29 protein-coding genes and 1 pseudogene are annotated in these 25,592 nt (G+C 59.7%); 14 read left to right on the forward strand and 16 right to left on the reverse strand.

Annotation, left to right across the window (positions count from 1 at the left end; genetic code table 11):
- Positions 1-116 precede the first annotated feature (116 nt).
- Positions 117-782: an FKBP-type peptidyl-prolyl cis-trans isomerase gene (locus tag AB4N74_RS22755; RefSeq protein WP_099757488.1), complete on the forward strand. Its 666-nt coding sequence runs from the start codon at positions 117-119 to the stop codon at positions 780-782.
- Positions 783-842: 60 nt separating this feature from the next.
- Here AB4N74_RS22755 and rsd read toward each other — a convergent pair whose 3' ends face one another.
- The 8 genes and pseudogenes from rsd to AB4N74_RS22795 form a co-directional block, all read right to left on the reverse strand.
- Positions 843-1,301 (reverse strand): sigma D regulator, encoded by a 459-nt coding sequence (gene rsd, locus AB4N74_RS22760; RefSeq protein ID WP_093429727.1) that lies wholly within the window; start codon positions 1,299-1,301, stop codon positions 843-845.
- Between the two features lie 183 nt (positions 1,302-1,484).
- Positions 1,485-2,036, reverse strand: coding sequence for a disulfide bond formation protein B (locus AB4N74_RS22765; protein ID WP_093429726.1), 552 nt, complete (start codon positions 2,034-2,036; stop codon positions 1,485-1,487).
- A gap of 218 nt (positions 2,037-2,254) precedes the next feature.
- Positions 2,255-3,493 carry a heme biosynthesis protein HemY gene (locus AB4N74_RS22770; RefSeq protein WP_116254261.1) on the reverse strand — a complete coding sequence of 413 codons (1,239 nt, stop codon included), beginning with the start codon at positions 3,491-3,493 and terminating at the stop codon, positions 2,255-2,257.
- Positions 3,490-4,632, reverse strand: a complete 1,143-nt coding sequence (locus AB4N74_RS22775) for a uroporphyrinogen-III C-methyltransferase (RefSeq protein ID WP_093429724.1) — start codon at positions 4,630-4,632, stop codon at positions 3,490-3,492. Before AB4N74_RS22775 ends, AB4N74_RS22770 begins: the two co-directional genes overlap by 4 nt.
- Before the next feature lie 16 nt (positions 4,633-4,648).
- Entirely contained in the window at positions 4,649-5,410 is a 762-nt protein-coding gene (locus AB4N74_RS22780; RefSeq protein ID WP_093429723.1) for a uroporphyrinogen-III synthase, read from the reverse strand.
- Positions 5,407-6,348: a hydroxymethylbilane synthase gene (gene hemC / locus AB4N74_RS22785; RefSeq protein WP_093429722.1), complete on the reverse strand. Its 942-nt coding sequence runs from the start codon at positions 6,346-6,348 to the stop codon at positions 5,407-5,409. Before hemC ends, AB4N74_RS22780 begins: the two co-directional genes overlap by 4 nt.
- 138 nt (positions 6,349-6,486) lie before the next feature.
- Complete coding sequence (locus AB4N74_RS22790) at positions 6,487-7,233, reverse strand: LytR/AlgR family response regulator transcription factor (protein WP_093429721.1); 747 nt, start codon at positions 7,231-7,233, stop codon at positions 6,487-6,489.
- A pseudogene (locus AB4N74_RS22795) lies at positions 7,230-7,370 on the reverse strand (sensor histidine kinase); the annotation flags it as partial. The pseudogene AB4N74_RS22795 and the gene AB4N74_RS22790, both read right to left, overlap by 4 nt.
- Positions 7,371-7,704: 334 nt before the next feature.
- Here AB4N74_RS22795 and argH point away from each other — a divergent pair.
- A complete protein-coding gene (argH, locus tag AB4N74_RS22800) occupies positions 7,705-9,099 on the forward strand; it encodes an argininosuccinate lyase (protein WP_095049356.1) in 1,395 nt (464 codons plus the stop codon).
- A 130-nt stretch (positions 9,100-9,229) separates the two neighbouring features.
- Here argH and AB4N74_RS22805 read toward each other — a convergent pair whose 3' ends face one another.
- Positions 9,230-9,889, reverse strand: a complete 660-nt coding sequence (locus AB4N74_RS22805) for a glutathione S-transferase family protein (RefSeq protein WP_460097299.1) — start codon at positions 9,887-9,889, stop codon at positions 9,230-9,232.
- 123 nt (positions 9,890-10,012) lie between these two features.
- Here AB4N74_RS22805 and AB4N74_RS22810 point away from each other — a divergent pair, with 123 nt between their 5' ends.
- The 3 genes from AB4N74_RS22810 (at position 10,013) to AB4N74_RS22820 (ending at position 13,830) form a co-directional block, all read left to right on the forward strand.
- Positions 10,013-10,303 carry a hypothetical protein gene (locus AB4N74_RS22810; RefSeq protein WP_093429718.1) on the forward strand — a complete coding sequence of 97 codons (291 nt, stop codon included), beginning with the start codon at positions 10,013-10,015 and terminating at the stop codon, positions 10,301-10,303.
- A 254-nt stretch (positions 10,304-10,557) separates the two neighbouring features.
- Positions 10,558-10,803 carry a TIGR02647 family protein gene (locus tag AB4N74_RS22815; protein ID WP_047596728.1) on the forward strand — a complete coding sequence of 82 codons (246 nt, stop codon included), beginning with the start codon at positions 10,558-10,560 and terminating at the stop codon, positions 10,801-10,803.
- Positions 10,804-10,986: 183 nt separating this feature from the next.
- Positions 10,987-13,830, forward strand: a complete 2,844-nt coding sequence (locus AB4N74_RS22820; RefSeq protein ID WP_093429717.1) for a class I adenylate cyclase — start codon at positions 10,987-10,989, stop codon at positions 13,828-13,830.
- A gap of 7 nt (positions 13,831-13,837) precedes the next feature.
- Here AB4N74_RS22820 and rnk read toward each other — a convergent pair whose 3' ends face one another.
- The 3 genes from rnk to cyaY form a co-directional block, all read right to left on the reverse strand.
- A complete protein-coding gene (gene rnk, locus AB4N74_RS22825) occupies positions 13,838-14,248 on the reverse strand; it encodes a nucleoside diphosphate kinase regulator (protein ID WP_027610444.1) in 411 nt (136 codons plus the stop codon).
- A gap of 128 nt (positions 14,249-14,376) precedes the next feature.
- Positions 14,377-14,601: a DUF1289 domain-containing protein gene (locus tag AB4N74_RS22830; protein ID WP_093429716.1), complete on the reverse strand. Its 225-nt coding sequence runs from the start codon at positions 14,599-14,601 to the stop codon at positions 14,377-14,379.
- Between the two features lie 4 nt (positions 14,602-14,605).
- Positions 14,606-14,938, reverse strand: a complete 333-nt coding sequence (gene cyaY, locus AB4N74_RS22835) for an iron donor protein CyaY (RefSeq protein ID WP_077575013.1) — start codon at positions 14,936-14,938, stop codon at positions 14,606-14,608.
- 317 nt (positions 14,939-15,255) lie between these two features.
- On the opposite strand from cyaY, the gene lptM reads away from it, so the two are divergent.
- The 6 genes from lptM to AB4N74_RS22865 are packed head-to-tail and all read left to right on the forward strand — an operon-like array spanning position 15,256 to position 19,865.
- Positions 15,256-15,429 (forward strand): LPS translocon maturation chaperone LptM, encoded by a 174-nt coding sequence (gene lptM / locus AB4N74_RS22840; protein WP_007911098.1) that lies wholly within the window; start codon positions 15,256-15,258, stop codon positions 15,427-15,429.
- A gap of 9 nt (positions 15,430-15,438) precedes the next feature.
- Entirely contained in the window at positions 15,439-16,686 is a 1,248-nt protein-coding gene (gene lysA / locus AB4N74_RS22845; RefSeq protein WP_116254256.1) for a diaminopimelate decarboxylase, read from the forward strand.
- A gap of 3 nt (positions 16,687-16,689) precedes the next feature.
- Positions 16,690-17,520 (forward strand): diaminopimelate epimerase, encoded by an 831-nt coding sequence (dapF, locus tag AB4N74_RS22850; protein ID WP_095119833.1) that lies wholly within the window; start codon positions 16,690-16,692, stop codon positions 17,518-17,520.
- 13 nt (positions 17,521-17,533) lie between these two features.
- Positions 17,534-18,259 carry a DUF484 family protein gene (locus AB4N74_RS22855; RefSeq protein WP_064116398.1) on the forward strand — a complete coding sequence of 242 codons (726 nt, stop codon included), beginning with the start codon at positions 17,534-17,536 and terminating at the stop codon, positions 18,257-18,259.
- 2 nt (positions 18,260-18,261) lie between these two features.
- Positions 18,262-19,161 carry a tyrosine recombinase XerC gene (xerC, locus tag AB4N74_RS22860; protein ID WP_007950060.1) on the forward strand — a complete coding sequence of 300 codons (900 nt, stop codon included), beginning with the start codon at positions 18,262-18,264 and terminating at the stop codon, positions 19,159-19,161.
- Positions 19,158-19,865 carry an HAD family hydrolase gene (locus AB4N74_RS22865; RefSeq protein WP_460097302.1) on the forward strand — a complete coding sequence of 236 codons (708 nt, stop codon included), beginning with the start codon at positions 19,158-19,160 and terminating at the stop codon, positions 19,863-19,865. Before xerC ends, AB4N74_RS22865 begins: the two co-directional genes overlap by 4 nt.
- Positions 19,866-20,054: 189 nt before the next feature.
- Here AB4N74_RS22865 and sutA read toward each other — a convergent pair whose 3' ends face one another.
- The 4 genes from sutA to glnK form a co-directional block, all read right to left on the reverse strand.
- A complete protein-coding gene (sutA, locus tag AB4N74_RS22870) occupies positions 20,055-20,381 on the reverse strand; it encodes a transcriptional regulator SutA (RefSeq protein WP_093429713.1) in 327 nt (108 codons plus the stop codon).
- A gap of 102 nt (positions 20,382-20,483) precedes the next feature.
- Positions 20,484-20,909 (reverse strand): secondary thiamine-phosphate synthase enzyme YjbQ, encoded by a 426-nt coding sequence (locus AB4N74_RS22875; RefSeq protein WP_102901435.1) that lies wholly within the window; start codon positions 20,907-20,909, stop codon positions 20,484-20,486.
- Between the two features lie 215 nt (positions 20,910-21,124).
- A complete protein-coding gene (locus AB4N74_RS22880; protein WP_186620136.1) occupies positions 21,125-22,462 on the reverse strand; it encodes an ammonium transporter in 1,338 nt (445 codons plus the stop codon).
- Positions 22,463-22,500: 38 nt separating this feature from the next.
- A complete protein-coding gene (gene glnK, locus AB4N74_RS22885; RefSeq protein WP_002555808.1) occupies positions 22,501-22,839 on the reverse strand; it encodes a P-II family nitrogen regulator in 339 nt (112 codons plus the stop codon).
- Between the two features lie 413 nt (positions 22,840-23,252).
- Between glnK and AB4N74_RS22890 the strand changes: the two genes are divergently transcribed.
- The 3 genes from AB4N74_RS22890 (at position 23,253) to AB4N74_RS22900 (ending at position 25,132) form a co-directional block, all read left to right on the forward strand.
- Positions 23,253-23,513 carry an accessory factor UbiK family protein gene (locus AB4N74_RS22890; protein ID WP_460097305.1) on the forward strand — a complete coding sequence of 87 codons (261 nt, stop codon included), beginning with the start codon at positions 23,253-23,255 and terminating at the stop codon, positions 23,511-23,513.
- Between the two features lie 359 nt (positions 23,514-23,872).
- Positions 23,873-24,391 (forward strand): BRO-N domain-containing protein, encoded by a 519-nt coding sequence (locus AB4N74_RS22895; RefSeq protein ID WP_460097307.1) that lies wholly within the window; start codon positions 23,873-23,875, stop codon positions 24,389-24,391.
- 195 nt (positions 24,392-24,586) lie between these two features.
- A complete protein-coding gene (locus AB4N74_RS22900; protein WP_342593393.1) occupies positions 24,587-25,132 on the forward strand; it encodes an N-acetyltransferase in 546 nt (181 codons plus the stop codon).
- Positions 25,133-25,592: the final 460 nt, after the last annotated feature.

A 25,592-nucleotide genomic window follows, 5' to 3' on the forward strand; every position in this document is an offset into this window, starting at 1 on the left:
ATCGATTGCGTTGCGTTGCACCGAATCGAAAATGTTCTGCGCGAAGTCAAAAGCAGTTCACCGTTGCAGACGTTCGCGCTGGCATAATCCACCGCATCTCAGGACGGAGTGTGCCCATGTCGCGCTACTTTTTTTTATCCCTCTGCATGGTTTTTTCGGCCGTTCACGCTGACGAAAAAAACACCGCGAACGATGCTCACGATCTGGCCTACAGCCTCGGTGCCAGCCTCGGTGAACGGCTGCGTCAGGAAGTCCCGCAGTTGCAGATCCAGGCGCTGGTCGATGGCTTGCAACAAGCCTATCAAGGCAAGCCGCTGGCGTTGAGCGAAGCACGTATCGAACAGATTCTGGCCGATCATGAAGCGCAAAACGCCGAGCACTCTGCACAGCCTTCAAGTGATGCGGCGATGGAAAACGAGCAACGTTTTCTTACCGCTGAAAAAGCCAAACCGGGTGTTCAGGAACTGGCTGACGGCATCCTGCTCACCGAGCTGACAGCGGGTACCGGTGCCAGGGCTGGCCCCGATGGAAAAGTGCAGGTGCTGTACGTCGGACGGTTGCCGGATGGCACCGTGTTCGATCAGAACACTCAGCCGCAATGGTTCAACCTCGACAGCGTGATTGCCGGCTGGCGCACCGCGTTGCAGAACATGCCGGTAGGCGCGAAATGGCGACTGGTGATTCCATCGGATCAGGCCTATGGCGCTGACGGTGCCGGTGACCTGATTGCGCCGTTCACACCGCTGGTGTTTGAAGTGGAATTGCGTGGTGCGACGAGTTGATCGGGCAATAAAAAACGGTGCGCTTTCGGGCGCACCGTTTTTTTTGATCAGGGTTCGGGATCAGGCCTGAACCGGATCTTCTTCCTTGTGCGCTGTGTGCAGCACTTCAATCAGGCAGTCTTCAAGTTCGAAGCGTTCGTGGAGCAGGCCACCTAGCTCTTTGAATTTCTCTGCAACGCATTTGCCCTCATCGCACAGGTCGTTGAAGGCTAGAAGCTTCTCGGTAATGACATCGATGCGCGGATAAATCGTCTCGGCGAGTTCCAGCCCACGCTTGTCGTTGAAAGCCTTGGCTTCGCCCGTCAGCTGTTCGTAGATTTCGAAGTGCCCGGCCGAGACGTAATCGACCAGCACACCGCAGAATTCCTGCAGAGGCTTGCGGTTCTCGGAGAGCGACTCAGGCTGTGCACCGAGTTTGTCGTAGGCACCGATCAGCTCTTCACGCTCTTGCAACCAGCGGTCGATCAGCAGATGAACCCCACCCCAACGTTCCTGAGCATTCTGACAACTTTCGAGCATGGCGATCTCTCTTCCCTTGTGGGTCATGCTGCTCTACACCCGCGCCCCTCTTTTGATTCTGGCTTGGGGGTCGGCCGGGCAGAGCGTCATCGAGCAACATAAATCCAATGACACGTGCGGGCCAGATTATGCCCGCACGCCTATGGCTTCAAGGTACGCAGGAGATAAAGTTCATACAAGTGTTTAATCCCGCAACAGCACCGGGTGCGACGCTTGGCCGCTGAGCGGGCGTTGCAGAGCACTCCATACCAGCCGCAACAATTGATACACCGCCAGAATCGATACCGCGACAAAGAACAGCAGGCTCCACTCCGGGATACTCAGGTCGAACAGCGTCCAGGATATTTCCGCACAATCGGTACCGCCGCTAAACATCGTTTGCAGGGCACAGATCCATGGCAGACCACTGAACAAGGCCTCGGGAGCAGGCGAACAATTGAGCAGGTGCAGCATCGGATCGCTCTGTATCAGTACCTGCCGCCAGGCCGCCGTGGTCCCACCCAGGCTGGCGCCCAGGGTCAACAGCCAGTAGAACCACAAACCGACACGTTTGGGACCGTGCACCGCCGCCAGACCACTGACTACGCACAGCAGCGTGAGGAACAGGCGCTGCACCAGACACAGGCTGCACGGCGTCAGGCCGACTGCATATTCAAGATAATAGGAAGCTCCCAGAGCAAAGGCCCCCGCAGTGAAAGCCATGAAGAACAAGGAGCGTGAGCAGGCCAACGACATGGCTTTTCCGTAACAGTAGAGACAGACGGTTACGGTAGAGGAAAGCGTGTCAGCCTTTCAAGGCAAGGCCCTGCCGACAGTTCACCAGAGGTGTAGGGAAAACCCGACAGGATCGAGAGGAATTGGTGTAGACCACTGTAGGAATTTGCTTCAGGCGCTCAACGAAGTGGAAAATTCAGCCACAAAAGGTAAGCGAGGGAGCGAACTCCCTCGCCACTTCAGACTTGGGCCGGAACCGGCAACGGCGCGGCCAGCAGGCGCTCGTCCAGCAGACCAAGGCCTTCCTGGAACAACTGATTGCTGCGCTCGGTATCGCCCAACTGGGCGAGCAGGCGCGCCAGTTCCGCACACGCCTCGGGATTGCGCTGCACACGCAGACTGCTTTCCAGGTAATCCCGTGCCTTGCCCCACAGACTGGTTTGCAGACACAGTCGGCCGAGGGTCAACAGCAGGCTTGGATCGTTCGGATGCTCCTTCAGCCAGCCTTCGGCGGTTTGCAACTGGCGGGCCGGATCGCTGCCGCGCACCAGCCCGTAGAGACGGGCCAGATGGCTGTCGTACTTGCGTTTGAGGGCAGTGCGCAGCACCTCCTCCGCTTCGACCTGGGCGCCCAACTGCCGCAACTGTTCGGCGTACGCCAACACCAGCGGCGGCTCCTGCCGTTGCGCCGAAGTGAGCTGCTCCCAGGCGCGCGTGAGCGACTGCAAACCCACGCTGCCATCCTCTTCCCGTTGCGCAGCCAGCGAGAGGTTTTCACCCCAGGCGCGGCGCTCGAGTTCAGCCAGTTCGGCGCGCGGCAGGACTTTGTCCTTGCGCAATTCCGGCAGCAAACGAATCACCGCCGACCATTCGCCGCGCTGCTGATACAAGCGCTGCAACTGACGCAACGTCTGCGCATTGTGTGGATGGCGATCGTGCATCGCTTGCAGCGTCACCAATGCACCGTCGGTGTCGCCACGGTCAGTCTGCAACTGCGCATGACTCAAAGCGATGGCCAGCTCCGCCTGGGGCTGACGCTCGAGCGCCCGTTCCAGCAAACGATCGCACTCTTCGTAAAGACCTTGCTCGTTGGCTGCGCGGGCAGCACCGAGGTAGTACAGCAATGGCTGGCGCTCGGCTTCAGCCGCTCGAGACAGGTGACGCTGAGCGCTGGCCCAGCGACCTTCGGCCAGATCCAGTTGACCGTGCTCGATCGCCACCTGTACGCGCCGACTGCGGTTGCGGCGCGACCATGGGTTGACCACGCCACTGGAGGCCATGACCAATTCGACCAGTGCCTTGATCCCCCAGGTCAGCAGCCACAACACCGCGATGACCGCCAGCGTCGCCCACAGGCTGGACTCGTAGCGGAAGCTTTTGTAGGCCACCAGCACGTAACCGGAATGCTCGGCAATCGCCAGACCCAGCGCCGCTGTCGCCGCGATCACCAGAAACACGATCACATACAGGCGTTTCATGGCGTGGTCTCCTGCGCGGTGTTGGCGGCAGGCTTGGCGAAGGGTTTCACCGACTCTTCGGCGTTAACGTTGCGCCGTTCAAGGTAGGCTTGCACCGCACTCAGCGTGCCGGCCAGATCCGGCGTGGTGACCGTGACCGGTTCCTTGCTCAACTCACCGACCTGCTCGAGCATCACTTTGCTTTGCGGATTGTCCGGGTTGAAATTGCCCTTGAGCACATCGCGCGCTTCGGCCAGCGCCTGGGTATAGACCGGCGCCTGACCGTTGAGGGCTGCCCACTGTGCCTGCTCAAGCGCAAGGCTCAGGGCCAGACGCACCTGACTCAGGCTCTGCCCGGCCAGCAGCGGCCGCACATTCTTGTCGGCATTGAAATCGATACGGATATAGCGCGAGACCTGATCCCACCACTGCGCCCAACGACTGGCGCCGTCACCGTCAGCGGTCAGGCCCAGCAGCGATTCGCCACGATCCTTGTACTCCGGCGCAAGCTCGGTGAGGTCGATGACTTGATCACGCAACGCGCCGAGGCGCAGGAACAGACCGGTGCGATCCGGTTGCGAAGTACTGCGCAGCGCCACCAGGGTTTTCGCCACTTGCTCGCGGGCGGCGAAAGAGCCTGGATCGTTTTGCTCACGGAGAATTTCGTCAGCGCCCTGGACCAGCGCCTGAGCGCTGCTGATGTCCTGTAAAGCCGACAAACGCAGGCTGGCCAGGCGCAGCAAATGCTCTGCCTCGGCCAGACGCCAGTCCTTGCGACTGGCGCCCAGCACCGTTTCCAGACGTTGATTGAGGCGCTGTTGATCACCTTGAAGCTGGGTCACCAGACGCTGGCGCTCGGCAAGTTCGTCGGCACCCGGCAGCTGCGCGAGGCGCTCGGTCAGACGCTGCTCATTGAGCTTCAGGCTTTGCGCCTGATCGTTCAATGCCTGCACTTCACCGGACTGCTGTTGAGTGTTGGTCTGCAGGTGACGAACCTGCCAGACACCCCAGCCGCCGATCGCAACACCGGCAGCACCGAGCAACAAAGCGACGATGGCCAGTCCATTGCCTCGGCGCGGCTCTGTGGCCGGCGGTGGAGTTTCAACCTGGGGTTCAATCACAGGCTGGACGTCATCTTTTGGCAAGGCTGTTTCGCTCACGTATCCATCCTTTGCATTAGAAAACGGGTTCGGGATACTCCCGCAACGCCGTCAGCAAAGCCGCGGCACTCGCGCCGCGGCAATCCACAACTGTTTGAGCCCCGGCGGCACGTGCCAGCTCGGCGACCCTTGGGCTTGGTACAAACAACGGCAACGGCGCGATGGCCGGCCAGGTATCACCGGCCATTTGGCGCAGGTGCTCGAAACCCTGTCCACTGCTGACCACCAGCCCGTTCAAGCGTTCCGCTTCGATCCGCCGTGGCAGCTCATCCAGGGCATAGGCTGGCAGGTCGCGTCGATACAATTCCAGATACTCGACACTAGCACCTAGCTCACGCAAGCGCTCGGCGAGCAGTTCACGCCCACCCTCCCCGCGCAAGATCAACACCTGCGCGCCGGGCTGGCTGACCGCCTCACGCAGACGCGGCAATTGCAGCAAGGCCTCGCTGTCATCGCCGGCGGCCGGGAAGTTCGCGTCCAGACCGTGATCCAGCAAAATCTGCGCAGTCGCCGCGCCGACACTGAACCACGGCATCGTCAGCGCAGATGCACCTTCGAGCAGATCCAGCGCAATACGCGCCGCCGGTTTGCTGACGACAATCACTGCACTGCAACTTGGCAACTGCGTAATCGCCTGACGAATTTTCTCAGAGACTGGCAGCGGGACAATGTCCAGAAGCGGCAAACAGCTACTGAAAACGCCCTGCCCGGCCAACGTCTGCGCCAGCGCCGCACAGTCTTCCGCGGGGCGCGTCAGCAGCAGGCGCCAACCGGTCACTCGTGACCTGCCTCGCCGTAGACCGCTTTGAGAATGTCGTCGGCACCCTGGCTGAGCAGGTCTTCGGCGACCTTCACACCCAGTGCTTCGGCATCGGCCCGTGGCGCGCGCGCTTGGGCGCTGAGCAGCTTGCCGCCACTTGGCTCACCGACCAGACCACGCAACCACAACTGCTCGCCTTCGAGCACGGCATAGCAGGCGATCGGCACTTGGCAGCCGCCATTCAAATGTTTGTTGAGGGCACGCTCGGCGGTGACGCGCGACGAGGTGTCGGCGTGATGCAGCGGTGCGAGCAAGGCGTGGATTTCGGTGTCGGCGCTGCGGCATTCGATGCCGACTGCACCTTGGCCACCGGCAGGCAGGCTGTCATCAACACTGATCGCCGAAGTGATGCGATCTTCGAAGCCGAGGCGGATCAGGCCGGCGGCGGCGAGGATGATCGCGTCGTACTCACCGGCATCGAGTTTGGCCAGGCGAGTGTTGACGTTGCCGCGCAGAAAGCGGATCTGCAGATCCGGACGACGGGTGAGCAACTGTGCCTGCCGACGCAGACTCGACGTGCCGACAATGCTGCCGGCAGGCAATGCTTCCAGGCTGGCATACGTATTGGAAACGAAGGCATCACGCGGATCTTCACGCTCGCAGATGCAGAACAGGCCGAGGCCTTCCGGGAAGTCCATCGGCACATCTTTCATCGAGTGGACGGCGATGTCTGCTTGGTTTTCCAGCAGCGCAGTTTCCAGTTCCTTGACGAACAGGCCCTTGCCACCGATTTTCGACAGTGGCGAATCGAGCAGTTTGTCGCCGCGGCTGACCATGGGCACCAGCGTCACCAGCAGGCCCGGGTGGGCCGCTTCAAGACGGGCTTTGACGTATTCGGCCTGCCAGAGGGCAAGCGCACTTTTACGGGTGGCGATGCGGATTTCGCGAGAGGACATGGATCAATCCGTACTGAATAGATACGGCGGATAATAACAGCTCAGCCAAATCCACTTTGACTTGAATCAGAGTCGGCGCGGCCTCCCTGGCCCGCAGTGCCTGGTAAAAAGGAGCTGGAGCTGTCCGGAATGACCGGGTTACAGGCCCTGCATCATCTTGCGCACACCGGCCACGTGCCGACGACTGACGATCAGCGCGTCACCATTTAGACCCTTGAGAAACAGCTGGAAATGCCCCAGCGGCGTACGCTGCAGACGTTCGATGCGGTCGCGGGCGACCAGCGCGTTGCGATGGATACGCACAAAGCGCTCGCCGAATTCGTCTTCGAGAGCTTTGAGCGGCTCATCCAACAGCACTTCACCGGCCTCGTGGCGCAGGGTCACGTACTTGTGGTCGGCGATAAAGTAGACCACCTGATCCAGCGGGATCAGTTCGATGCCTTTGCGGGTGCGGGCGCTGATATGGCTGCGCGGGCCGTTGCCGCTTTCAGCAGCAGGACGGGTCAGGGCCGAGAGTTGCGCCCGATTGGGACGTTCAGCCCGTTTCAGGGCGTCATGCAGATGTTCGGTTCGCACGGGTTTCACCACATAGCCCACGGCGCTGGCCTGCAGGGCTTCCACGGCAAATTCATCGGGGCTGGTGCAAAACACCACGGCCGGCGGCGTTTCACGTTCGCACAAACGGGCAGCAACCTGCAGGCCATCGAGACCCGGCATGCGGATATCGAGCAGCACGATATCCGGCTTGTGGCTGTCGATCAGTGCCAACGCCTCTTCGCCATTCGTGGCGCCGGGCTCCAGAACTGTATAACCCTCGAGCTCGCTCACCATTCGGCTGAGGCGCTCGCGAGCCAGTGGTTCGTCATCAACGATCAGGACATTCATATTGCGCTGGATTCCTGCGTGAGTCTCGCACAAGGATAGCGTAGACAGGTGAAGTGACGTCCGTCACCGCGATCCACGCTAAGACTAGCCCGAGCGCCAAAAAGTGCCGTACGTCGGCCAGCAATATTTGCCAGTGTCCGGGTCGTACTGCTCAAAGCCCGCTGTTTCCTGCGTTTCTCACGGGGTTTGCCGAAGGACAAAACACCCACCCCCTCTTCTTATAGTCGCCGGCCAGACCTTTGCGCGATCCAGAGCCGCGTCGACCCTTATGTCCAACTGTAGACGCTCGCCGGGCCGATATTGCTCAATCGAAAAATATCCTTGTGCAAATCCCCCGGCACCAGCGGCCACTATGGCTGACGCAATGAGAAAAAAACGTATCGACCAGTGTCAGCGACAGGATTGGCAACCCTGTTATTATCCGCGCCAGCGTTTCACGCCTTCTTTCTTCAAGCCGATACGAGCGAATTCATGAGCACTGACAAGACCAATCAGTCCTGGGGCGGCCGCTTCAGTGAACCCGTCGACGCCTTCGTCGCCCGCTTCACCGCCTCCGTCACTTTCGACCAGCGCCTGTATCGCCACGACATCATGGGCTCGATCGCCCACGCCACCATGCTGGCCAAGGTCGGCGTGCTGACCGATGCCGAGCGCGATAGCATCATCGACGGCCTGAAGACCATTCAGGGCGAAATCGAGGCCGGCCAGTTCGACTGGCGTGTCGACCTCGAAGACGTGCACATGAACATCGAAGCACGCCTGACCGACCGCATCGGCGTCACCGGTAAAAAGCTGCACACCGGGCGTAGCCGTAACGACCAGGTCGCCACCGACATCCGCCTGTGGCTGCGTGACGAAATCGACCTGATCCTCGCCGAGATCACCCGCCTGCAGAAAGGCCTGCTGGAGCAAGCCGAGCGCGAAGCCGCGAGCATCATGCCGGGCTTCACCCACCTGCAGACCGCGCAGCCAGTGACCTTCGGGCACCACATGCTGGCCTGGTTCGAAATGCTCAGCCGCGACTACGAGCGTCTGGTCGACTGCCGCAAGCGCACCAACCGCATGCCACTGGGCAGCGCCGCGCTGGCTGGCACCACCTACCCGATCGACCGCGAATACACCGCGCAACTGCTGGGCTTCGACGCCGTTGGCGGCAACTCGCTGGACAACGTCTCCGATCGCGACTTCGCCATCGAATTCTGCTCGGCCGCGAGCATCGCGATGATGCACTTGTCGCGCTTCTCCGAAGAGCTGGTGCTGTGGACCAGCGCGCAGTTCCAGTTCATTGATCTGCCGGACCGCTTCTGCACCGGCAGCTCGATCATGCCGCAAAAGAAAAACCCTGACGTACCGGAGCTGGTGCGTGGCAAGACCGGCCGCGTGTTCGGCGCACTGATGGGTCTGCTGACCCTGATGAAAGGCCAGCCGCTGGCCTACAACAAGGACAACCAGGAAGACAAAGAGCCGCTGTTCGACGCCGCCGACACCCTGCGTGATTCGCTGCGAGCCTTTGCCGACATGATCCCGGCGATCAAGCCCAAGCACGCGATCATGCGTGAAGCGGCGCTGCGCGGTTTCTCCACCGCGACCGACCTGGCTGACTACCTGGTACGCCGTGGCCTGCCGTTCCGTGACTGCCATGAAATCGTCGGTCACGCGGTGAAGTACGGCGTCGACACTGGCAAGGACCTGGCCGAGATGAGCCTGGAAGAGCTGCGTCAGTTCAGCGATCAGATTGAGCAGGACGTGTTTGCCGTGCTGACCCTGGAAGGCTCGGTGAATGCTCGTGACCATATCGGCGGCACTGCGCCGGCGCAGGTCAAGGCAGCGGTGGTACGCGGTCAGGCGCTGATCGCTAGCCGCTAAAAGCCAAAAGCTTCGCGAGCAGGCTCGCTCCCACAGGGGATTTTTGTCGGCCACAAATTTTGTGTTCAACAAAAATCCAAATGTGGGAGCGGGCCTGCTCGCGAAGGTTTCCTTCAGAGCGCTATAAAACTCACTTCTTGGCAGCGATCATCGCCAAAAACGCCGGCATCGCAGCTTCCTTGTCTGCCGCGATATTCTGCACATGCGGATTCTGCTCCAACCTCTCCAGTAGCGCCTTCGCCTGCGGCAACTCCGCCAGCAGATCAATCCCGAACAGCTTCTGCCCGACCGCACAGGCCAGCGGCACGCTGTAGAGGAAATACAAATCGGCAATGCTCAGACTGTCGCCCGCCACGTACGGGTCGAATTTGCCATGTCGGCCCAGCGCGGCGAAACCCAGCTGCAATTCAGTCTTGGTCTTTTCCTTGATCGGCTCCGGCAGGGTCATGCCGAAGAACGCCTCGCCGTAACAAGCGCGTCCCGGCAACTCGATGTACAGCTCGATTTCCTTGGCAATCGCCAATACCTGCGCGCGTTGGAACGGATCGCTTGGCAGCAGCGGCGTGCCTTTCTGGGTCTGTTCGAGGTATTCGAGGATGATTGCGGTTTCGTTGATAAAACCAGCGTCTACACCCAGCACCGGCACTTTGCCGCGCGGGCTGATGGCCAGAGACTCCGGTGTCTGCGTCGGGTAGAACGTGACCTCTTCGAACGGCAGGCCTTTTTCCAGCAGTGCCAGTTTGACCATGTTGTAGTAGTTGCTGACTGAGAATCCGTAGAGCTTGAACATCACATAGCCTCCAGGCCGTGCGGGGTGGGCAGTGCCTGTTTATAGATCGCTCAGGCCTTTCCCGCCAGCAGCATCACGCCACTGAATGCGGGTAAACTGGCGCCTTTCCATGAGGAGCCTGCCATGAGCGAGCCGACAGACATCGACAATGACAACGACGAAGAAGAGTTCACCGAAGCGACGTTGATCGAAGCCATCGAAAACCAGATCGAAAGCGACAATCCGCCGGCCGCCAAAGCGACGTTCAACAAGCTGACCCTGGTGGGCGTCGAGCGCGAAGAAATCCTCAATCTGATGGCTCACGTGCTGGCTTACGAAATCGACGCGATGCTCGATGAAGACCGTGCGTTCAATACCGAATGGTACGAAGCGGCGCTGCGCGCTTTGCCAGAGTTGCCACCCGAAAAGCAGTAAGCCCCGATCCTGTAGGAGTGAGCCTGCTCGCGATAGCGTTCTGTCAGTGAAAAAGATGCTGACAGGCACTCCGCTATCGCGAGCAGGCTCACTCCTACAATGTTTGTAACGTATCCATCCAGCCAACTCCCGCCTCCCGACTACACTGCAATCCGCCTCAAGACAAAATCCCTGATCTGAGCACTGGACATGCCGCAAAAGCGGGTTCACCTTAGGGACGCTGTCGTCCAATTCCTAGAAAGTCTGGAGTCCTTATGTCGCTTACCCCTGAGTTGGTTGCCGAACTGGAAGTCCTCGCACTCTTCAACCTGGACAGTTCCCAGGAAGGTCTGAAAATTCATCAGACCGCTGCCCCGAAACACATCGCCGCTGCCAAACGCCTCTTTGAAAAAGAACTGACCGACCAGCCCGATGGCGGGTATCTGACCAGCCTCGGTCGCGATGCCGCACAAAGTGTGCAAACCGTGCTGACCATTCTGAGAGAGCAGGAAACCGCCTGATTCCCCCTGACTTTGCCCACGGGAACTCCTGCCACGGGATTTCCGCGGGCTTGCCCGGCCACCCGCGATAGAAATCTGACGTCAAAAAACAAATTCAGCTTAAAAGTCCCGCTGCGCAAAGGCTAAACTGCCTCCCATTCCGAGACCCTCTTCGTCCGAGCCTGCGAGCCGGTTTGAGCTGACATGACGCGCACCCACGAAATCCGCCCCGACCTGGACGAAGGCATCGACCGCAAGGTACTCAGCCAGCTGCGCGCGCGTTTTCTCAAACTCAATGAAGGCCGCCTCGGTCGTGCCCTTGAAGGGCTGTCGACACGCCAGCAAAGTGTGTTGACGCTGTTGCCGCTGTTCTTTCATGTTAATCACCCGCTGCTGCCGGGCTACGTGTCGGGCAGCACGCCGGCCGGCCTGTCGAATTACGAGCCCGACGCCAACGTGCTGACCGAAGCACAGCGTCTGACTCGTTCGTTTTCGTACAAACCGCGTCACGGCAGCAATCCGCCGCGACCGATTCACGGCCTGTTCCTGATGGGCAGCCTCGGTACGCTGGCGCAAGCCGATCAGAGTGACATGGACGTGTGGGTCTGCCACGCGCCTGGCTTGAGCGAAGGTGAACTCGCCGAACTGAGCAAGAAATGTCAGTTACTGGAAGCCTGGGCCGCGAGCCAGGGTGCTGAGGCGCATTTCTTTCTGATCGACCCGGTGCGCTTCGTCAAGGGCGAACGCGACACCCAGCTCAGCTCGGAAAACTGCGGCAGCACTCAGCACTATCTGTTGCTGGATGAGTTCTACCGCACCGCAATCTGGCTGGCCGGACGCACGCCGATCTGGTGGCTGGTGCCGGTTTACGAAGAAACTGCGTACGACCTTTACACCCACACCCTGCTGTCCAAGCGTTTTATCCGCGCCGACGAGACCCTCGACCTCGGTCATCTGGCGCGGATTCCGCCGGGCGAATTCATCGGTGCCGGATTGTGGCAGTTGTTCAAGGGCATCGAGTCACCCTACAAATCGGTGCTCAAGCTGCTGCTGACCGAGGTCTACGCCAGCGAACACCCGCAGGTGCAATGTCTGAGCCTGCGCTTCAAAAAAGCTGTGTTCGCCAATCAGCTCGATCTGGATGAGCTGGACCCGTACATGGTCGTGTACCGGTGTATCGAGGAATACCTCACCGCGCGCAACGAGCCGGAACGGCTGGAGCTGGTGCGCCGCGCGCTGTACCTGAAGGTCAACCGCAAGCTCACCGGCAATAGCCGCACCCAGAGCTGGCAACGCACGTTGCTGGAACGGCTTGCCAGCGAGTGGCATTGGGATCAGCGGCAACTGACGCTGCTCGACAGCCGCAGTCAGTGGAAAGTCCGCCAGGTCAGCGCCGAACGTCGCGCGCTGGTCAATGAGCTGAACTACAGCTATCGCTTCCTGACCCAGTTCGCCCGCACAGAACAAACCGTCAGCCTGATCAATAAACGCGATCTCAATGTGCTGGGGCGCCGGCTCTACGCGGCCTTCGAACGCAAGGCCGACAAGGTCGAATTCATCAACCCCGGCATCGCCCCGGATCTGGCCGAAGACACCCTGACCCTGGTGCAGTCACGCAATAAAAAGGAACCGGGACAAACCCAGTGGGGCCTGTATAACGGCAGCCTCACGGCACTTGAGTGGGAACATTTTGCGCCAATCAAGCGCAGCCGCGAGTTACTGGAGCTGTTGACCTGGTGCCACCGCAACGGCGTGATCGACAGCAGCACCCGCCTGGCCCTGCATCCCGGCACCAGCGACCTGAGCGAGTTCGAGTTGTTCAACCTGCTTGGCAGCCTGCAACAGTGCATTGCCCTGCCCTTGCCCACCGTCGCGGAAGAACCGTTGCTGCGTGCAGCGGTGCCAAGCGAAGTGCTGATTCTGGTCAACGTCGGCGTCGACCCGCTCAAGCATCACCGCGACCTGAATATCCTGATGACCACCGAGCGCACCGACTCGCTGAGTTACGCCGGGGTGCGCGAAAACCTCGTGCTGACCCTGGATCAGGTCACGCTCAATAGCTGGAACGAAGTACTGGTCAACCGCTTCGACGGCCCGCATGCCCTGCTCGACTGCCTACGCGATTACCTCAACAACCTGCCGCGCGGGCCGTTGCAGCCGTCATTGAAGGTGCGCTGCTTCTGCCACAACCGCGCGCAGTTCATTGCCCGTCGCGTTGAAGAAATCATCGACACCGCGCAGAACCTGTTGCTCAGCGAGTTGAACCATCGCTACCTGATTCAGGTGCAGCAGCATTATCACGTGCTGGAATTGGTGCCGGGTCAGGTCAACCATGTGGCGCTTGCCACCCTGCCGGCCCTGCTCGATTACCTTGGCGAAGAACAGCCGCGCTACAGTCCGCTGCACCTGGATCCCATGGCACTGGAAGATAACGACCTTGCACTGATCCTGCCGATGGGCCAGCCGGAGTGCATTCAAGTGTTCTATCGGATCACCGAGCAGCAGGCCGAGCTGTACGTGCTGGATGAGTTCAACGCGCTGTGGCAGCAACATTTGCCCTATCACGACGAGCAGAGTCTGTTGGTGCCGTTGCAACGCTTCCTGCAATCTATTCTGTTCCGCCGCGAAGCCGTGCTGCCGATGGACGCCGGTCCCGACGGCCGTCTCGAAACTTTGTATTACCAGTTATTGCCTTCAGGTCCGGGACGTGCGCGCCGGGTCGAAGCGCGGTCGGCACCACAGACGCCAGTGAACAAGCCGTTCTACGACGTACAGGCGATCGTCGGCAAAGCCGCACCGGGCGAAGTGCAGGTCACGCTGTATTGCAATCAACGGGAATTCAGCGAACTGGAACATGGCGACCAGCTGTTCAGCGTGGTCGCCCGGGAGATCGTCGAGCAGCGCCGCGAGAGCGAACGCTATCGCTGCTACATCACCGACCTCGACCTTTCCGGCCTGCTCGGTGACGGGCAGAGTTCAAGCAATCTGTATCTGCGCTACAAGGCTGACCTGGAGCGCGCTCTGAACGAGGCACTCGAACAGGTCTGAGGCGGGCTTACTCGCGGAATTCACCGCCGTTGGCCGGCTGCGATTCGACTTCAAGCAAGGTCAGTTTGAGGGTCTTGCCACCCGGAGCCGGCCAGTCGATGTGCTGACCGACCTTGAGGCCCAGCAGTGCGCTGCCGACTGGCGCCAGAATCGAGATCTTGCCTTCATCGGCGTTGGCGTCCTTCGGATAGACCAGCGTCAGGTGGTAATCCTTGCCACTGCCTTCTTCGCGGCAATGCACACGGGAATTCATCGTCACGACATCGGCGGGCACTTCATCGTGACCGACCACGGTGTCGGCGCGGTCCAGCTCGGTTTGCAGCGCAATCACGCCCGGCAGCGTGTCATCCAGGCTGTCGATCAGGCGCTCCAGACGTTGCACGTCCAGACGGGTAAGGGTGATGGAAGGTGCGGTCATGATCCGGGCAGACTCCTTTCTTCTGCACACAAAAAAAGCAAAACCCCGCCAAAAAAGACGGGGTTTTCACCAGGCCTCGATGGGTTGAGGCGTGTTCGGACACTATCACAGCTCAAAAAATATACAAGTCACGCCCCGCCGCACTGTTTGCGCTGAGACGCCTGCGCGCAAATCACACGTCGCCGGTCATCGTCTGCCGAGCGCCATTCGCGAATGTCTTCGACATGGCGGAAGCAGCCGAGGCAGACCTTCTGCTCATCCAATCGGCACACACCGCTGCACGGCGAGGGCACGGCCGGGCTGATGTTGCTGTACAGCGGCTTCGGTGGACGAACGGGAGCGGTGTCAGTCACGGAATCACAGACCTTCGAAGTCGAATTCAGCGCCAGCCTGCTGCTTGACGATGCGCTCGAGCATTTCGCCCAGTTGCTCTTCGCTCTTGTCGCACATCCAGCGCTCGCTTTCTTCGTCGTAGTCGAAGTGGAAACCACCGGACACCGCCGCCAGCCACAGCTGACGCAGCGGCTCCTGGCGGCTGAAGATCAGCTGCGAGCCGTTTTCGAACTTGACGGTCAGCACACCGGCCGAACTTTCCAGATCGATGTCCAGGTCGCTCTCGTCAAAGATGTCTTCCAGTTTTTCCTGGGTTTCATCGACCAGATCGTGGAAACGGGCTTCGGACAAACTCATTGCGGCAACCTCAAAAAATGTCTGATCAGGCACAAGCGCCGAAAGATACGGACGCTGCTGGCCGATTGCAAAGATTAACGACCAAGCACCGGTCAGGGCATCGAACACCCAACCCTGTGGGAGCGAGCCTGCTCGCGAATGGCCGGCACATTCAACATTATTGTTGCCTGACACACCGCCATCGCGAGCAGGCTCGCTCCCTCAGGGTTACCAGTGCTCACGGACAAGCCCCGCCGGACGGGAACCCCCTCGCATAGGCAAGCTGCCGGGTGGCCGGTATACTCCGGCGCAATTAACGCATTTTCAAGGATTTCGCCATGAAGCGCCTGATCTCTTCCCTTGCTGCGCTCGTCGCGGTTGCCTGCCTCGTTTCGGCCTGTGGTCAAAAAGGCCCGCTGTACCTGCCGGATGACGATCAGGACCCGGCCGAGCAAGCCCAGTCTTCGCAGAAGCAGCCGTCCAAAGCACACAAGCACGACGTTTACCAATAAGGGATCGCCATGGACGCTTTTAACTACCGTGGCGGGGAGCTGTTCGCGGAAGGTGTGGCGCTGTCCGCCATCGCCGATCGCTTCGGCACGCCCACCTACGTCTACTCCCGCGCGCACATCGAAGCCCAGTATCTGGCCTATGCCGATGCGTTGGCCGGCATGCCGCACCTGGTGTGCTTTGCGGTCAAAGCCAACTCCAACCTCGGCGTGCTGAATGTCCTGGCCCGTCTCGGTGCCGGTTTCGACATCGTTTCCCGTGGTGAGCTGGAGCGAGTGCTGGCCGCTGGCGGCAGCCCTGACAAGATCGTCTTCTCCGGTGTCGGCAAGACCCGTGACGACATGCGTCGCGCCCTCGAAGTCGGCGTGCACTGCTTCAACGTCGAATCCACCGACGAGCTGGAGCGCCTGCAAGTGGTCGCCGCCGAGCTGGGCGTTCGCGCCCCGGTATCGCTGCGGGTGAACCCGGACGTCGATGCCGGCACCCACCCTTACATTTCTACCGGTCTCAAAGAGAACAAGTTCGGCATCGCCATCGCCGACGCCGAAGACGTGTACGTGCGCGCCGCGCATCTGCCGAACCTGGAAGTGGTCGGTGTCGACTGCCACATCGGCTCGCAACTGACCACCCTGCCACCGTTCCTTGATGCGCTCGATCGCTTGCTGGATCTGGTCGATCGTCTCGGCGACTGCGGCATTCACCTGCGCCACATCGATCTCGGTGGTGGTTTGGGCGTGCGCTATCGCGATGAAGAGCCTCCATTGGCTGCCGACTACATCAAGGCTGTGCGCGAGCGCTTGAACGGACGCGACCTGGCGCTGGTGTTCGAGCCGGGCCGTTTCATCGTCGCTAACGGCGGCGTGCTGCTGACGCAGGTCGAGTACCTCAAGCACACCGAACACAAAGATTTCGCCATCGTCGACGCGGCGATGAACGACCTGATCCGCCCGGCGCTGTATCAGGCGTGGATGGACGTCACCGCGGTCAAACCGCGTGATACCGCTGCGCGCAAATACGACATCGTCGGCCCGATCTGCGAAACCGGCGATTTCCTCGCCAAGGACCGTGAATTGGCCCTGGCCGAAGGCGATCTGCTGGCCGTGCATTCGGCCGGTGCCTACGGTTTTGTGATGAGTTCCAACTACAACACCCGTGGCCGTGCTGCCGAAGTGTTGGTAGACGGTGATCAGGTTTTTGAAGTGCGCCGCCGCGAAACCGTGGCCGAGCTGTTTGCCGGCGAAAGCCTGCTGCCGGAGTAACCCATGCTGCTGCGTTTTACCAAAATGCACGGCTTGGGTAATGACTTCATGGTTCTCGACCTGGTCAGCCAGCACGCGCATATTCAGCCAAAGCACGCCAAGCAGTGGGGCGACCGCCACACCGGCATCGGTTTCGACCAGTTGCTGATCGTTGAGGCACCGAGCAATCCGGACGTGGATTTCCGTTACCGGATCTTCAATTCCGATGGCTCGGAAGTCGAGCAGTGCGGCAACGGTGCGCGCTGCTTTGCACGCTTCGTGCTCGACAAGCGTCTGACCGCCAAACGGCAGATTCGCGTCGAGACCAAGGGCGGCATCATCGAACTGGACGTGCGTAACGACGGCCAGATCGGCGTGAACATGGGCGCCCCGCGTCTGGTGCCAGCGGACATTCCGTTCGAAGCGCCGGCGCAGGCCAGCAGCTATCAACTGGAAGTCGACGGCACCACGGTCGAACTGGCCGCCGTGTCGATGGGCAACCCGCACGCCGTGTTGCGCGTGCAGGACATCAACAGTGCACCGGTGCATGAACTGGGACCGAAAATCGAACACCATCCGCGCTTCCCCGCGCGCGTGAATGTCGGTTTTCTCCAGGTCATCGACCGTAACCGTGCGCAGTTGCGCGTGTGGGAACGCGGTGCCGGGGAAACCCAGGCCTGCGGTACCGGCGCGTGTGCAGCGGCTGTCGCTGCGATCAGCCAGGGGTGGATGGATTCGCCGCTATTGATCGACCTGCCAGGCGGGCGCCTGTCCATTGAGTGGGCAGGCCCTGGCCAACCGGTGCTGATGACCGGTCCGGCAGTGCGTGTATACGAAGGACAAGTACGTCTTTGAGTGAGCAGAAACCATGACCGATAAGCCTCAGGTACCCGCCCGACAGTCCGACGAATCAGCGTCCGAGAGCCTGGAGGCGGCAGCGGTTGCCGCATACCTGGAGGCTCATCCGGACTTCTTCGTCGAGCACGAAGAACTGCTGCCCGCCCTGCGCATTCCTCACCAGCGTGGCGATACCGTTTCGCTGGTCGAGCGGCAGATGACCATTCTGCGCGACCGCAACATCGAGATGCGCCATCGCCTCTCGCAATTGATGGACGTCGCCCGCGACAACGATCGACTGTTCGACAAGACCCGCCGTCTCATACTGTCCCTGATGGACGCCGCCAGCCTCGAAGACGTGGTGATCAGCGTCGAAGACAGCCTGCGCCAGGATTTTCAGGTGCCCTTTGTCAGCCTGATTCTGCTCGGTGACAACCCGGCACCGGTCGGTCGCTGGGTCACTCACGCCGACGCACAAGTCGCCATCGGTGGCTTGCTCACCGAAGGCAAAAGCGTCAGCGGCAGCCTGCGTGAGCATGAACTGGACTTCCTCTTCGGCGAAGAACAGCGCAAACAGATCGGCTCCACCGCCGTGGTCGCGGTCAGTCATCAAGGCATCCACGGCATTCTGGCGATCGCCAGCCGTGATCCGCAGCACTACAAGAGTTCGGTCGGTACGCTGTTCCTCAGCTATATCGCCGAAGTCATGGGCCGTGTACTGCCACGGGTCAACAGCTCCCTGCGCTCGGTACGCTGAGCATGGAACGGCAACTGGACGCTTACTGCGAACACCTGCGCAGTGAGCGACAGGTGTCGCCGCACACGCTGTCGGCCTACCGCCGCGATCTCGATAAAGTCCTTGGCTGGTGCGTCAAACAGAACATCGGCAGCTGGGCGGCGCTGGATATTCAGCGTCTGCGCAGCCTGATCGCTCGTCTGCATGCGCAGGGGCAATCCTCGCGCAGCCTCGCGCGGCTGCTGTCAGCGGTGCGCGGGCTTTACCACTATCTGAATCGCGAAGGTCTTTGCGACCACGATCCGGCAACCGGTCTGGCACCGCCGAAGGGCGAACGTCGCCTGCCGAAAACCCTCGATACTGATCGCGCACTGCAACTGCTTGAAGGGGCGGTCGAGGATGATTTTCTTGCGCGGCGCGATCAGGCGATTCTGGAGTTGTTCTACTCCTCCGGCCTGCGCTTGTCAGAGCTGACCGGGCTTAATCTTGATCAACTTGATCTGGCCGATGGCATGGTTCAAGTGCTTGGCAAAGGCAGCAAGACCCGCCTGCTGCCAGTGGGTAAAAAGGCCCGCGAAGCACTGGAACAATGGCTACCGTTACGGGCCATGACCAACCCCGCAGACGACGCCGTGTTCGTCAGCCAGCAAGGTCGGCGCCTCGGCCCGCGAGCGATTCAGGTGCGGGTCAAACTGGCCGGCGAACGCGAACTGGGGCAGAACCTGCACCCGCACATGCTGCGCCACTCCTTCGCCAGCCACCTGCTCGAATCCTCGCAGGATCTGCGCGCGGTGCAGGAATTGCTCGGCCATTCGGACATCAAGACTACGCAGATCTACACCCACCTGGACTTCCAGCACCTGGCGGCGGTCTACGACAGTGCTCACCCACGAGCCAAACGCATGAAAGGCGATGATTCATGAGCATCCAGTTGATCACCTTCGACCTCGACGACACCTTGTGGGACACCGCTCCGGTGATCGTCAGCGCCGAAGCGATATTGCGCGAATGGCTGAGCGAACATGCGCCGAATCTGGGTGCGTTGCCGGTGGAGCATTTGTGGGGGATTCGTGAGCGGGTGCTGGCCAATGAGCCGGGGCTGAAACATCGCATCAGCGCGCTGCGCCGGCGGGTGTTGTTCCATGCACTGGAAGAAGCCGGGTACGCCCATGACGAGGCGTCGGCGCTGGCGGACAAGAGTTTTGAAGTGTTTCTGAATGCGCGGCATCAGATCGAAGTGTTCCCTGAAGTCGAACCAGTACTGGAGATTCTCGCCAATTACTATGCGCTTGGCGTGGTCACCAATGGCAATGCTGATGTGCGTCGATTGGGCCTGGCGGACTACTTCAAGTTTGCGTTGTGCGCGGAAGATATCGGCATCGCCAAACCGGATGCCCGGTTGTTTCATGAAGCTTTGCAGCGTGGTGGCGCTACAGCCGAAACAGCCGTGCATATTGGCGATCATCCGGGCGATGACATCGCTGGAGCACAACAGGCGGGGTTGCGGGCAATCTGGTTTAACCCGGCGGGGAAAGTCTGGGAAGCGGATCGTCTGCCGGATGCCGAGATTCGCAGCCTGAGTGATTTGCCAGCCGTACTCGCACGCTGGAATGCCACCTCGAAATAATCCACAAACCCTGTGGGAGCGAGCTTGCTCGCGAAAGCGTCAGGTCAGTCACTGCAATGCTGTACGACCTACCGCATTCGCGAGCAAGCTCGCTCCCACAAGGGAACTGCATTCACTTCAGCTCATTTATTCCAGGCATGAAAAAGCCCGCAGCGACGGCGGGCCTTTTCAGCAAGCCAGCGGCACGCCTCAGATAGGGCGGCTGCCGTACTTGTTGTCCGGCTTCTTCGGCGGATCGGCGACCACGTTGGCCTCCACTTCCTGCACTTTTCCGCCACGCGACAGGAACTCTTCCATGGCCTTGGCCAGGGCGTCGCGTTCCTTGTTCTTGGCTTCAATGCTCGGCAATTCATCTACCGACACCGCGGCCTTGGCTTTACCTTTGGCAGCCGGGGCCGGCGTATCGTCGCCACCATCGTCTTCAGCAACGTCTTCCGCTGCTGCTTCCAGACCTTCCTCGGCCTCGTCTTCGTCGCCTACTTCGAGGTCGTCGTTTTCCAGATCATCGTCGCTCATGTTCTACCTCATGACTTGCGAAAAGCAGATTAGTTATAGACCAGCTTTGGCAACTGTCGAAAGTCGCCGTTAAAAAATCAGTAACCATTGGTGACCAACGGTTTACGCCCCTTCACCGTGCAAGGTGGCGAGGACTTTTCGGGCACCGCCATGATCACGGTGCTCGCCCAGATAAACGCCTTGCCAGGTTCCCAGTGCCAGGCGACCTGCCGAAACCGGCAGACTGATCTGGCAGCCAAGCACGCTGGCCTTGAAGTGCGCCGGGAGGTCGTCCAGGCCTTCGTCGTTATGCTCATAGCCGTCTGTTCCTTGTGGGATCAGACGATTGAAAAATCGTTCGAAGTCGCGACGTACCGCCGGATCGGCGTTCTCGTTGATGGTCAACGACGCCGAGGTATGCTGCAGCCACAAATGCAACAGACCGACCCGGCACTCCCTGAGTTCAGGCAGCCCTTTGATCAACTCGTCCGTCACCAGATGAAAGCCCCGGGGCCGTGCCCGCAGGGTTATCAGAGTCTGTTGCCACATACAGTTCTCCGCACGTTCGGGGCGCATTCTAGCGCGCTCTGGGAAAAAACAAAGGCCCTAATATTCCTGCAATGATGTAAGCCATTGGCCGTAGAAAAACGCTCGTCGTAAACACGACCAAAGCCGTACGAAAAATCCTTTCAGCTGCTCTCTTTGCGACAAATTCCAGACAAAAAAATGCCCGGCGAACCGGGCAAGTTTTTTGCTGCGCGTACTTACAGGTTGTAGCCGCGTTCGTTGTGCTGTGCCAGATCGAGGCCGACCGATTCTTCTTCCTCGGTCACACGCAGACCCATCACAGCGTCCAGCACCTTGAGGATGATGAAGGTGACGATCGCGGTGTAGATCACCGTGAAGCCGACGCCTTTGCACTGAATCCACACTTGCGCGGCGATGTCGGTCACGGTGCCGAAACCACCCAGCGACGGAGCAGCGAATACGCCGGTGAGGATCGCGCCGAGGATACCGCCGATACCGTGTACGCCGAACGCGTCCAGGGAATCGTCATAACCGAGTTTGCGTTTAAGGGTGGTGGCGCAGAAGAAGCACACCACGCCTGCGGCCAGACCAATCACCAGTGCGCCCATCGGGCCCACGGTGCCGGCCGCCGGAGTAATCGCTACCAGACCGGCAACCACACCCGATGCGATACCCAGTGCGCTTGGCTTGCCGTGGGTGACCCACTCGGCAAACATCCAGCCCAGCGCGGCAGCAGCGGTAGCGATCTGAGTGACCAGCATCGCCATGCCGGCGGTGCCGTTGGCCGCTGCAGCGGAACCGGCGTTGAAGCCGAACCAGCCGACCCACAGCATCGCCGCGCCCATCAGGGTGTAACCGAGGTTGTGCGGAGCCATCGGCGTGGTCGGGAAGCCTTTGCGCTTGCCCAATACCAGGCATGCAATCAGACCAGCCACACCAGCGTTGATGTGCACCACGGTGCCGCCCGCGAAGTCGAGCACGCCCCAGTCCCACATCAGGCCGCCGTTGCCGGACCAGACCATGTGCGCGATCGGTGCATAAACCAGGGTGAACCAGACGCCCATGAAGATCAGCATCGCGGAGAACTTCATCCGCTCGGCGAACGCACCGACGATCAGCGCCGGGGTGATGATCGCGAAGGTCATCTGGAAGGTGATGAACACCGCCTCAGGGAACAGCGCCGCTGGGCCGGTCAGGCTCGACGGCGTGACACCGGCGAGGAACGCCTTGCCCATACCGCCGAAGAACGAGTTGAAGTTGACGACGCCCTGCTCCATGCCGGTGGTGTCGAACGCAATACTGTAGCCATAAATGACCCACAGGATGCTGATCAGACCGGTAATGGCGAAGCACTGCATCATCACGGAAAGAATGTTTTTCGAGCGAACCATGCCGCCGTAGAACAGTGCCAGGCCGGGGATGGTCATGAACAGCACGAGGGCTGTCGAGGTGAGCATCCAGGCAGTGTCGCCGGAATTGAGGACCGGGGCCGCCACTTCGTCTGCCGCCATTGCAAGGCTTGGCATTACGATGGACAACAGGGCTCCTAGCCCTGCGAATTTACGCAGAGTCATATTGTTTTCTCCTGGGGCGTTGGGGTTTGTGGCGGCGCTTAGATCGCGTCGGTATCGGTTTCGCCGGTACGGATGCGGATCGCCTGTTCCAGATTGACCACGAAGATCTTGCCGTCACCGATCTTGCCGGTGTTGGCCGCTTTGGTTATCGCCTCGATAACCCGATCCAGATCCTTGTCGTCGATGGCCACGTCGATTTTCACCTTGGGCAGAAAATCGACCACATATTCCGCGCCGCGATACAGCTCGGTGTGACCCTTCTGCCGGCCGAAGCCTTTAACTTCAGTAACGGTAATGCCCTGCACGCCGATTTCGGACAGCGACTCGCGCACGTCGTCCAACTTGAACGGCTTGATGATGGCAGTGACTAGCTTCATGAAACTCTCTCCCGAATTGGTGGACTTGCCCCAGGAAAACAAACCCGACTCAAGTCTAAGCGCAGTGCCTGGCTTTGTAACGCATCGTCGGCCTTACCTGCCCGACTGACGCCAGCTAACCGCTGCTGACGAAACTCCCCGCTCCGTCTGCCGCACTGCATTCGTCACAGCGACTGCATCAGTGCATGGGTCGAAGGTGACTAAGCAGAAACCTTGCCATCTCGCCAAAATCCCCTGATTTCAATCCCTTGGCCGCTGCCACAGGCGTTAGCGCGAAAAAGGCCCGACGGTTACGCACAACAACGGTGCGTCGCCGCCCGCCCCCTTGCGCGAAAAGCGTGCATCCATGCCTGCATCAGTGACTATAGACACTGCGTGATACACTGCCCGCCACTGTTTACAGGACACATTCCATGCTCGCGCCCAAAGACTTCCTCGACGCCCTGAGCGGCACCGCTTCCCGCCTGTTAAACGGCGACACCCCGCTGCCGAAAGCCGAAATCGAAAGCCAGTTCAAGATGCTGCTGCAAAGCGCCTTCAGCAAACTCGACCTGGTGAGCCGGGAAGAATTCGATAGTCAGATGGTTGTGTTGGCGCGTACTCGCGCACGCCTCGAAAGCCTCGAAGCCAAAGTCGCCGAGATGGAAGCAAAGCTGACGCCGCCCGCTGAATAATCCGCGCCCCCTGTAGGAGCTGCCGAAGGCTGCGATCTTTTGATCTCCAGCCCTTCAACCATCCCGGCAACGTCCTACAACCTGAATGACCGCCGTCCGATTGCGCCGAAAAGCCCAGGTTTCTAAGCTCACCCGATGCTGAATGTTCAGCACCGGGTTTGGCGACCCGAACAGCTTAAGGCGCACGACAACCATGATGGCGGCTACATTTACCGCCACATCGTTTCATGGCGGTTGTGCGTGGGAGACCTTCGGGTCTGCCGGGTTCCTTTTGCTCCGGTTCGCCAACCCGCGTACAACTGCCACCCAATCGTTTGGCGACGATTGAGGGCAGCCCCTTAAGCAAGAGGAACTGCTCCATGAATCAAGAAGAGACTTATCTAAGCCCGCACATCTTCACCCGCCACAAACTCCCCCTCCACGCCCTTCTCATCCAGAACCAACCCTGGTTCTGCGCCCGAGACCTGAGTCGCCTGCTGCACATCTACCTCAACGAACGCATGCTGCGAAAACTCGACCCCGACCAATACCAAACCCGTAAAACCCTCATCCACAATCAAATCGAAAACACCCTGCTGATCAGCGAATCCGGCATCTACGCCCTCCTCGTCTACCACTACTGCCCCGAATACCGAGCGCTACGCGAATGGCTCACCCACCAGGTCATCCCCACCCTGCGCGACGCCCAACATCCCTGCACAAGCGAACGTCCACACCTGAGCCTGCTCAGTTGGCCGGACATGACGTTGAGTTTGTTGCATTGGAATAATCAGCCGTGGATACGGTTGCAGGATGTGCCACACATGGTGACGGAGCGAGAACAAGCAAACCGCACGGTTGTGAACTCATGGTGGAGAAAGGCTCTGCAATTGATCTGAATTTTTGCGCTGCAACCTCACCAACGGTCATTTCAGTGATACCACTGAAATGACCTGTCTTGTGTCTTCGTTAACTCGCCCCCCCTACTCCGAAATCCTCCACTCACAGAAGTAACGTCCTACAAAACGCGTCCCCCACGTCTGATTTCGCTGCCCCCTCTCTGCTGGCTATCTTCTGCGACCAGATCCAAACAGATGAAAACAATGAGAAGAAAAGGCAAAGCAACGGATCTTCGTAACCAGACATTCAGATCAAACTCGCGAAAGATCGCCTACAAATTCTTTCTAAAGAACATTGCCCCGAGAATCCCAAATATTGATGCAGCAGCGGTCAAGTTTGAGCCAATTACCCCAGCAGCGATAAAGCAATACTTTCTCTGGGAGGGGCCAACAATTTTCCCTTGGGATGACGTTGCAGACTGGAAAAGTAAAGATGCGAAAGGTCTGGATTTGGCGATATGGTTCAAACAGATTCTTTGCGGCATGTGCTATGCGACCCCGCGCGCAAGCTCTATCTGCTTAAAGATTATTCTGTTGGAAGGGCATCCGGACAGGGCGCACCCGCTTCGCGGCAGGATCGCGCCGATTGCTCTGCTTGTCGCAGATCACTATGCGCGAGCGCTAGGATGCAAAGAAATCGAAATTCAGGATCCTGATCCGAATGTTGTTTTTTACTACCGGAAACTGGGGTTCGAATTCGACCATACCAACCGGCTTGTCATTTCTGTGAACGGTCAATAACATCGAAATCAACAACCCAATCGTACGAGGTGCGTATGAGCCCAAAAAAGCGAAAGGCAAAGCTTCTTCAGATTGTTGAACTACATCTCGAAGCACTCCGGTTGGCTGGGGATATGTCAGCCAACCAACGGCGATTTATTGAAGTTGCTGTTACGTGTGGGCCAGAGCTTGAGCCAAGCGGCCCGCTGGCCGGTAGAAGATCCTGAGTCAAAAATAAAAAGGCGTCCATAGGACGCCTTTTTTGTGTTTGGAGGAGTAGTCGCAGCGATTCTTTAGCTCCTGGCTTTGCAACCATGGGTTCAGAATCCGACGAGCTGGCCCGTCGTCACTACTTCAGAAAAACCAGCTTTCTCTGCTGCCAAAAATGCGGGGGAGCTTTTGCTGGTGCCCAGTCCCGACGAATGCGCAGTTGCAGTCCTCGGACGGGATGATCCGTCAATGCCGGTCGAGAGTCAACGCT

Source organism: Pseudomonas sp. H3_C08 (assembly GCF_054669455.1).